The 5,372-nt window shown below is 70.0% G+C and carries 6 protein-coding genes and 1 pseudogene; 4 read left to right on the top strand and 3 right to left on the bottom strand.

Annotated features, from left to right (window positions below; genetic code table 11):
* The 3 genes and pseudogenes from G3I65_RS03840 to G3I65_RS03850 all read left to right on the top strand — a co-directional run.
* Positions 1–239: pseudogene (locus G3I65_RS03840) on the top strand (hypothetical protein); the annotation flags it as partial.
* Positions 240–300: 61 nt separating this feature from the next.
* Positions 301–1,053: a PhzF family phenazine biosynthesis protein gene (locus G3I65_RS03845; RefSeq protein ID WP_160694810.1), complete on the top strand. Its 753-nt coding sequence runs from the start codon at positions 301–303 to the stop codon at positions 1,051–1,053.
* Positions 1,053–1,427 (top strand): YccF domain-containing protein, encoded by a 375-nt coding sequence (locus G3I65_RS03850; protein ID WP_160694812.1) that lies wholly within the window; start codon positions 1,053–1,055, stop codon positions 1,425–1,427. The genes G3I65_RS03845 and G3I65_RS03850 overlap by 1 nt, the downstream gene beginning before the upstream one ends.
* Here the strand turns inward: G3I65_RS03850 and G3I65_RS03855 are convergent, their stop codons facing one another.
* Entirely contained in the window at positions 1,428–2,228 is an 801-nt protein-coding gene (locus tag G3I65_RS03855) for a metallophosphoesterase (RefSeq protein WP_160694814.1), read from the bottom strand.
* Positions 2,229–2,265: 37 nt separating this feature from the next.
* Positions 2,266–3,060 carry an HAD-IIA family hydrolase gene (locus G3I65_RS03860; protein WP_160694816.1) on the bottom strand — a complete coding sequence of 265 codons (795 nt, stop codon included), beginning with the start codon at positions 3,058–3,060 and terminating at the stop codon, positions 2,266–2,268.
* Positions 3,061–3,254: 194 nt separating this feature from the next.
* Here G3I65_RS03860 and G3I65_RS03865 point away from each other — a divergent pair, with 194 nt between their 5' ends.
* On the top strand, positions 3,255–5,036 hold the full coding sequence (locus G3I65_RS03865) for a multicopper oxidase family protein (RefSeq protein ID WP_160694818.1): 1,782 nt from the start codon (positions 3,255–3,257) through the stop codon (positions 5,034–5,036).
* A gap of 62 nt (positions 5,037–5,098) precedes the next feature.
* Here G3I65_RS03865 and G3I65_RS03870 read toward each other — a convergent pair.
* Positions 5,099–5,372 (bottom strand): TOBE domain-containing protein (locus G3I65_RS03870; protein ID WP_166639633.1); only part of this gene is annotated, 274 nt, incomplete at its 5' end.

The following is a 5,372-nucleotide window of genomic DNA, read 5'->3' on the forward strand; positions in this document are numbered from 1 at the left end:
GCAAGGGCAGCGGCGTGGGGAAGACCGGCGAGCGGCTCGAACGCGGGGCCACCGCCGCCGCGGCCGCCAAGGGCAAAGGCGCGGCCGGGGCGACCGGCGCGGCGGCCGGCAAGAAGAAGGACGACGACAAGGAACACAAGAACAAGTACGCCGTCGACGACGACGTCTTCGACCTCCAGCCGGAGCGGGGGCCGGACGGCGAGAAGATCGTGCGGCCGACCATCGGGGAAACCCCTTAGATCTCCCCGATCCCGGCTCGGGAACCGGGTCCGGAAAGCCCGCCCTCGCTACATTGGGGGCATGCGCTTCTTCATCGTCGACGCCTTCACCGACCGGGCCTTCACCGGGAACTCCGCCGGGGTCGTCCTGCTGGACGAGCCCGCCGACCCCGCCTGGATGCAGGCCGTCGCCGCCGAGATGAAGCACGCCGAGACGGCCTTCGTCGTCACCACCGACGGCCCCAAGTCGCTCCGGTGGTTCACCCCCGAGGTCGAGGTCGCCCTCTGCGGGCACGCCACCCTCGCCACCACGCACGTCCTCGGCGGCGAACAGACCTACACCACGAAGAGCGGCGAACTGCGCGCCAAGGCGCAGGACGGCTGGGTCGAGCTCGACTTCCCGTCCGACCCGCCGAAGGCCACCGACGACGACCTGTCCGCCATCCTCCCCGGCGTCGAGATCGAGTACGTCGGACGCGGCGTCGAGAACCTCTTCGCCGTCCTCCCCGACGCCGAGACGGTCAAGAACCTCGAGCCCGACCTCGAGCAGCTGAAGAACACCTGGACCGGACGGCTGCTCGTCACCGCGAAGGGCAACGACACCGACTACGTGAGCCGCTTCTTCGGTCCCGGCGTCGGCATCGACGAAGACCCCGTCACCGGCTCGGCGCACTGCATCCTCTCGCCCTACTGGTCCGAGCAGTTCCAGAAGACCGAACTCGTCGGGCACCAGGCCTCGGCACGCGGCGGGATCGTGCGGACGCGCCAGGACGGGGACCGCGTCCACCTCGCCGGCCAGGCCGTGACCGTCCTCAGCGGGGAGCTGCACGTCTGATGCGCGTCCTGCTGAACATCATCTGGCTCGTCCTGTGCGGCTTCTGGATGGCGCTGGGCTACCTGGTCGCCGGCGTGATCTGCTGCGTCCTGGTCGTCACCATCCCGTTCGGGCTGGCGTCGTTCCGGATCGCGAACTACGCGCTCTGGCCGTTCGGGCGCGCGGTCGTCGACCGGCGGGACGCGGGCGCCGCGTCGTGCCTCGGCAACGTCATCTGGTTCGTCTTCGCCGGGTTGTGGCTGGCGCTCGGGCACGTCTTCACCGGCGTCGCACTGTGCCTCACCATCGTCGGCATCCCGCTCGGCGTCGCGAACTTCAAGATGATCCCGGTGTCGCTGATGCCGCTCGGCAAGGAAATCGTCGACCTCCCCTGATCACGACTCCGGTTCGTAGGGCAGCCGCACGACCAGGCAGGGCCCGCCGACGAACAGGCCGCCGTCCACGCCCAGCGCCTTGCCGCCCGCGTACAGGAACGGGCCTTCGATCTGCGTCGGGTGGATGCCCAGCTGGTCGGCGATGACGCTGTGGCCGTGCACGATCCGGGACCCGCCGAGCGCGTCCATCAGCTTCTGGGCGTTCTCCTCGCCGTCCGGGCCGCGGAAGGCGTAGCGCGTGGTCATCCGGCGCCAGACGTCCCACCAGGCCTGCAGGTCCGAACCGGTGAGGATCTCCTCCGCGGACGCGTTGATCTCCTCGATCGTCGAGCCCCAGTCGAGGTACTCCAGCGTGTCCGAGTGCAGCAGCAGGTGGTCGGCGGCGAGCGCGGCCAGCGGGCGCGCGGCCAGCCACTCGATGTGCTCCGGGGTCAGCCGGTCCTGGTCCGACAGCAGGCCGCCGTTGATCTCCCAGCTGCGGGCGAAGCTGCGCGGGCCGAAGTCGGACGGCACCGGCTCGTCGCCGAAGTGGTACATCCCCAGCGCCAGGATCTCGTGGTTGCCCAGCAGCGTCTGCACCTGGCCGCCGGCCTCGGCCGCCTGCGCCTCCAGGCGCATGACCAGGTCGATCGCGCCGACGCCGTCGGGCCCGCGGTCGACGAAGTCGCCGAGGAACCACAGCTGGTCCTCGCCCCCCGACCAGTTGTCCTCGTCGTCGACCAGGCCTTCGGCGCGCAGTGCCTCGGCCAGTTCGTCACGGTGGCCGTGCACGTCGCCCACAACGTAGGTGGACTTGCTCATCCGGTGACGATAAGCCCTGCGCGCACCCGGCCCACCGTCAGCCTTCGCCGAACGGGTCGTCGGTTCGCCCGATCAGGTCGGCGATCGAGTCGAGCACCAGGGTCGGCCGATACGGATAGCGTTCGGCCGACTCCCGGGTGGATATGCCGGTGAGCACCAGGATGGTCTGCAGGCCCGCTTCGATGCCCGAGTGCACGTCGGTGTCCATCCGGTCGCCGATCATCAGCGTCGACTCCGAGTGCGCGCCCAGCCGGCGCAGCGCCGAGCGCATCATCAGCGGGTTCGGCTTGCCGACGTAGTACGGCGAGCGGCCGGTGGCCTTCTCGATCAGCGCCGCGACGGACCCGGTGGCCGGCATCGAGCCCTCCAGGCTGGGGCCGGTCGCGTCGGGGTTGGTCGCGATGAACTTCGCGCCGCCCTCGATCAGCCGGATCGCGCGCGTGATCGCGCTGAAGCTGTACGTGCGGGTCTCGCCCAGCACGACGTAGTCGGGGTCGCGCTCGGTCAGCACGTAGCCGACCTCGTGCAGCGCCGTCGTGAGGCCGGCCTCGCCGATGACGTACGCCGAGCCGTTCGGCCGCTGCGACGAGAGGAACTTCGCGGTCGCCAGCGCCGAGGTCCAGATCGACTCCTCGGGGATGTCGAGCCCGGTGCGCTCGAGGCGGGCCCGCAGGTCGCGCGGGGTGTAGATGGAGTTGTTCGTCAGCACCAGGAAGTCGATGCCGTTCGCCTTCAACTCGGCGAGGAACTCGTCGGCCCCGGGGACGAGGTGCTCCTCCTTCACCAGGACGCCGTCCATGTCGGAGAGGTACGTCCACCGGCGTTCGCTCATGCGCGGAACCTATCACGCGCGCGGGGCACCTGCGGTCCCCGCCGAAAACGGCTACAGTGGAAATTGCCGGTATTGCGAGGGGAGTTCGCGGGCCGGTCACCGAGGGGGTTCGGGGGAATACCATTCACGGGCGTCCGCGTGTTCCGCGGCCGCGCGATTCTTCCTGCCCCCTGTCCGCAAAAAGGGGAGATCGCATGACCGAAATCATCGAGCGCCCGGCCGCGGCCGCGCCGGTCGCCGGGCCGAACTGGGGGCTCACCAAGTTCCTCGACCCACTGCGCGTTCCGCCGGTGTACCGGCCGCATTCGTGGGGCGGGCAGGACACCATCACCATTCCGATGATCACGAAGCGCCAGCGGCTGCACTCGCAATTGCCGCCGAGTACGTTGTGGACGTACGCGGGGCATTTCCCGGGTCCGACGATCGAAGTGCGCAGCGGTAAGCAACTGCGGATTTCGTGGTCCAACGAAATCGACGGCGAGTTCCCGCTCGTCGCCGTTCAGGGTCCGGTGGCCGACGGGCCGACCAGCCGTCCCGGCCGCGAGCTCGACCGGCCCGGCTACTCGATCATCGAGGGCGTCGCGGACCTGCCGGCCTGGACGGTCGTCCACCTCCACGGCGCGCGCACGAACGCGGGCAACGACGGGTGGGCGCACAACGCCGGGCTCCACGGCACTTCGCAGCTCACCGAGTACCAGAACCGCCAGCCGGCGATGCCGCTCTGGTACCACGACCACGCGATGGCGATCACGCGCTTCAACGTCCACACCGGCCTGGCCGGGATGTACCTGGTCCGCGACGACGAAGAGGACGCGCTCGGCCTGCCGCACGGCGACCACGAGATCCCGCTGGTCATCACCGACCGGAACCTCGACACCGACCCGGCGACCGGCGCGCTCACCGGGCAGCTGCTGTTCAAGGTCCCGGTGGTGCCGAACGGCCCGATGATCCCGTTCACCGGGCCGTTCAACCTGGTCAACGGCGTGATCTGGCCGCACCTCGACGTCGACGCGCGGTGGTACCGCTTCCGGCTGCTCAACGCGGCCAACTCGCGGTTCTACACGCTCAACCTGGTCGACGAGAACAACGCGCCGGTCAACGACGCCGTCCGCTTGATCGGCACCGACGGCGGCCTGCTGCCCGCGCCGGCGCCGCTGCCGGCCGGCGGGCTGACCGTCGCCCCGGCCGAGCGGTTCGACGTCCTCATCGACTTCAGCCGCTTCCAGGGGCGGAAGCTCAAGTTGCGCAACGCCGACCCGCGGCTGGGCACGGTCGAGCCGGACCTGATGGAGTTCCGGGTCGACAGCCGCGCGAAGCACGACCCGTTCCGGCTGCCGGAGCAGATCTCGACGTCGTACGTCCGGCTGCAGCACGGCTCGACGCTGCCGGAGGACCACGACCACGTCTGGATCGCGCTGCTGCTCAACAAGGCGGGCCACCCGGAGCTGTGGGACCTGGAGCAGGTCGAGGCGGACCCCGGCGGCGAGGGGATCATCCAGATCCAGGACCCGAACGGCGGGCTGAAGACGTTCCGGATGATCGGCCGGATCTTCGACGACACCACGGGCATCTTCATCGACCACGACCGGTGGGCGGTGTGGAACATCGTGCACGTCGCGAACGGCGGGCCGGCGCACCCGGTCCACATCCACCTGACCGAGTTCCAGGCGCTGTTCCGGCGGAAGTTCACCACGACGTTCGACCAGGCCACCGAGCGGACGACGGCGCTGATCGACGGCTTCACCGACGTCCCGCTGGAGAAGTACGAGGAGGGCTGGAAGGACACGATCATCGTGAACCCCGGCCAATGGGTGAGCGTGGCCGGGCAGTTCGGCGGCGGTACCGGCGAGTTCATGTACCACTGCCACATCCTCGACCACGAGGACGAGGGCATGATGCGGCCGTTCGTGGTGCACCCGCCGGAGGTGGCCAAGTTCCACGTCCACCCGGGCGGCGGCCACCACCACGACGGCTGACGCCGGTCGTGAGTGTTTGGTCGGGTTCTAACCCGACCAAACACTCACGACCGGTCTGGGACTCAGGAGGCCGCGGCCGGGTGCACCGCCACGGTCGCGGCCTTCACCGACAGCGTCACCGCCGAGCCGGGCTCCAGCGCGAGCTCGGCCACGGCGGCCGGCGTCAGGTCGGCGGTCAGGCCGTGCGCCCAGCCGTCGCCCTCGGCGCGCAGCCGGATCACCGGCCCGTGTGGTTCCAGCGCCGAGACGACGGCGTCGGTGGTGTTGCGCGGGCTGCCGCGGTGCTCGCCGTCGTGCGGGTAGACGGCGACGGCGTTCGGCGGGAACACCGCCACC

The sequence above is a fragment of the Amycolatopsis sp. SID8362 genome, from assembly GCF_010550475.1.
GTDB classification, from domain to species: Bacteria; Actinomycetota; Actinomycetes; order Mycobacteriales; family Pseudonocardiaceae; genus Amycolatopsis; species Amycolatopsis eburnea.

Bases quoted from the DNA above. Each gene is read 5' to 3' on its own strand.
- G3I65_RS03845 (WP_160694810.1), top strand. From the start codon at position 301: ATGCGCTTCTTCATCGTCGACGCCTTCACCGACCGGGCCTTCACCGGG.
- G3I65_RS03850 (WP_160694812.1), top strand. From the start codon at position 1,053: ATGCGCGTCCTGCTGAACATCATCTGGCTCGTCCTGTGCGGCTTCTGG.
- G3I65_RS03855 (WP_160694814.1), bottom strand. From the start codon at position 2,228: ATGAGCAAGTCCACCTACGTTGTGGGCGACGTGCACGGCCACCGTGAC.
- G3I65_RS03860 (WP_160694816.1), bottom strand. From the start codon at position 3,060: ATGAGCGAACGCCGGTGGACGTACCTCTCCGACATGGACGGCGTCCTG.
- G3I65_RS03865 (WP_160694818.1), top strand. From the start codon at position 3,255: ATGACCGAAATCATCGAGCGCCCGGCCGCGGCCGCGCCGGTCGCCGGG.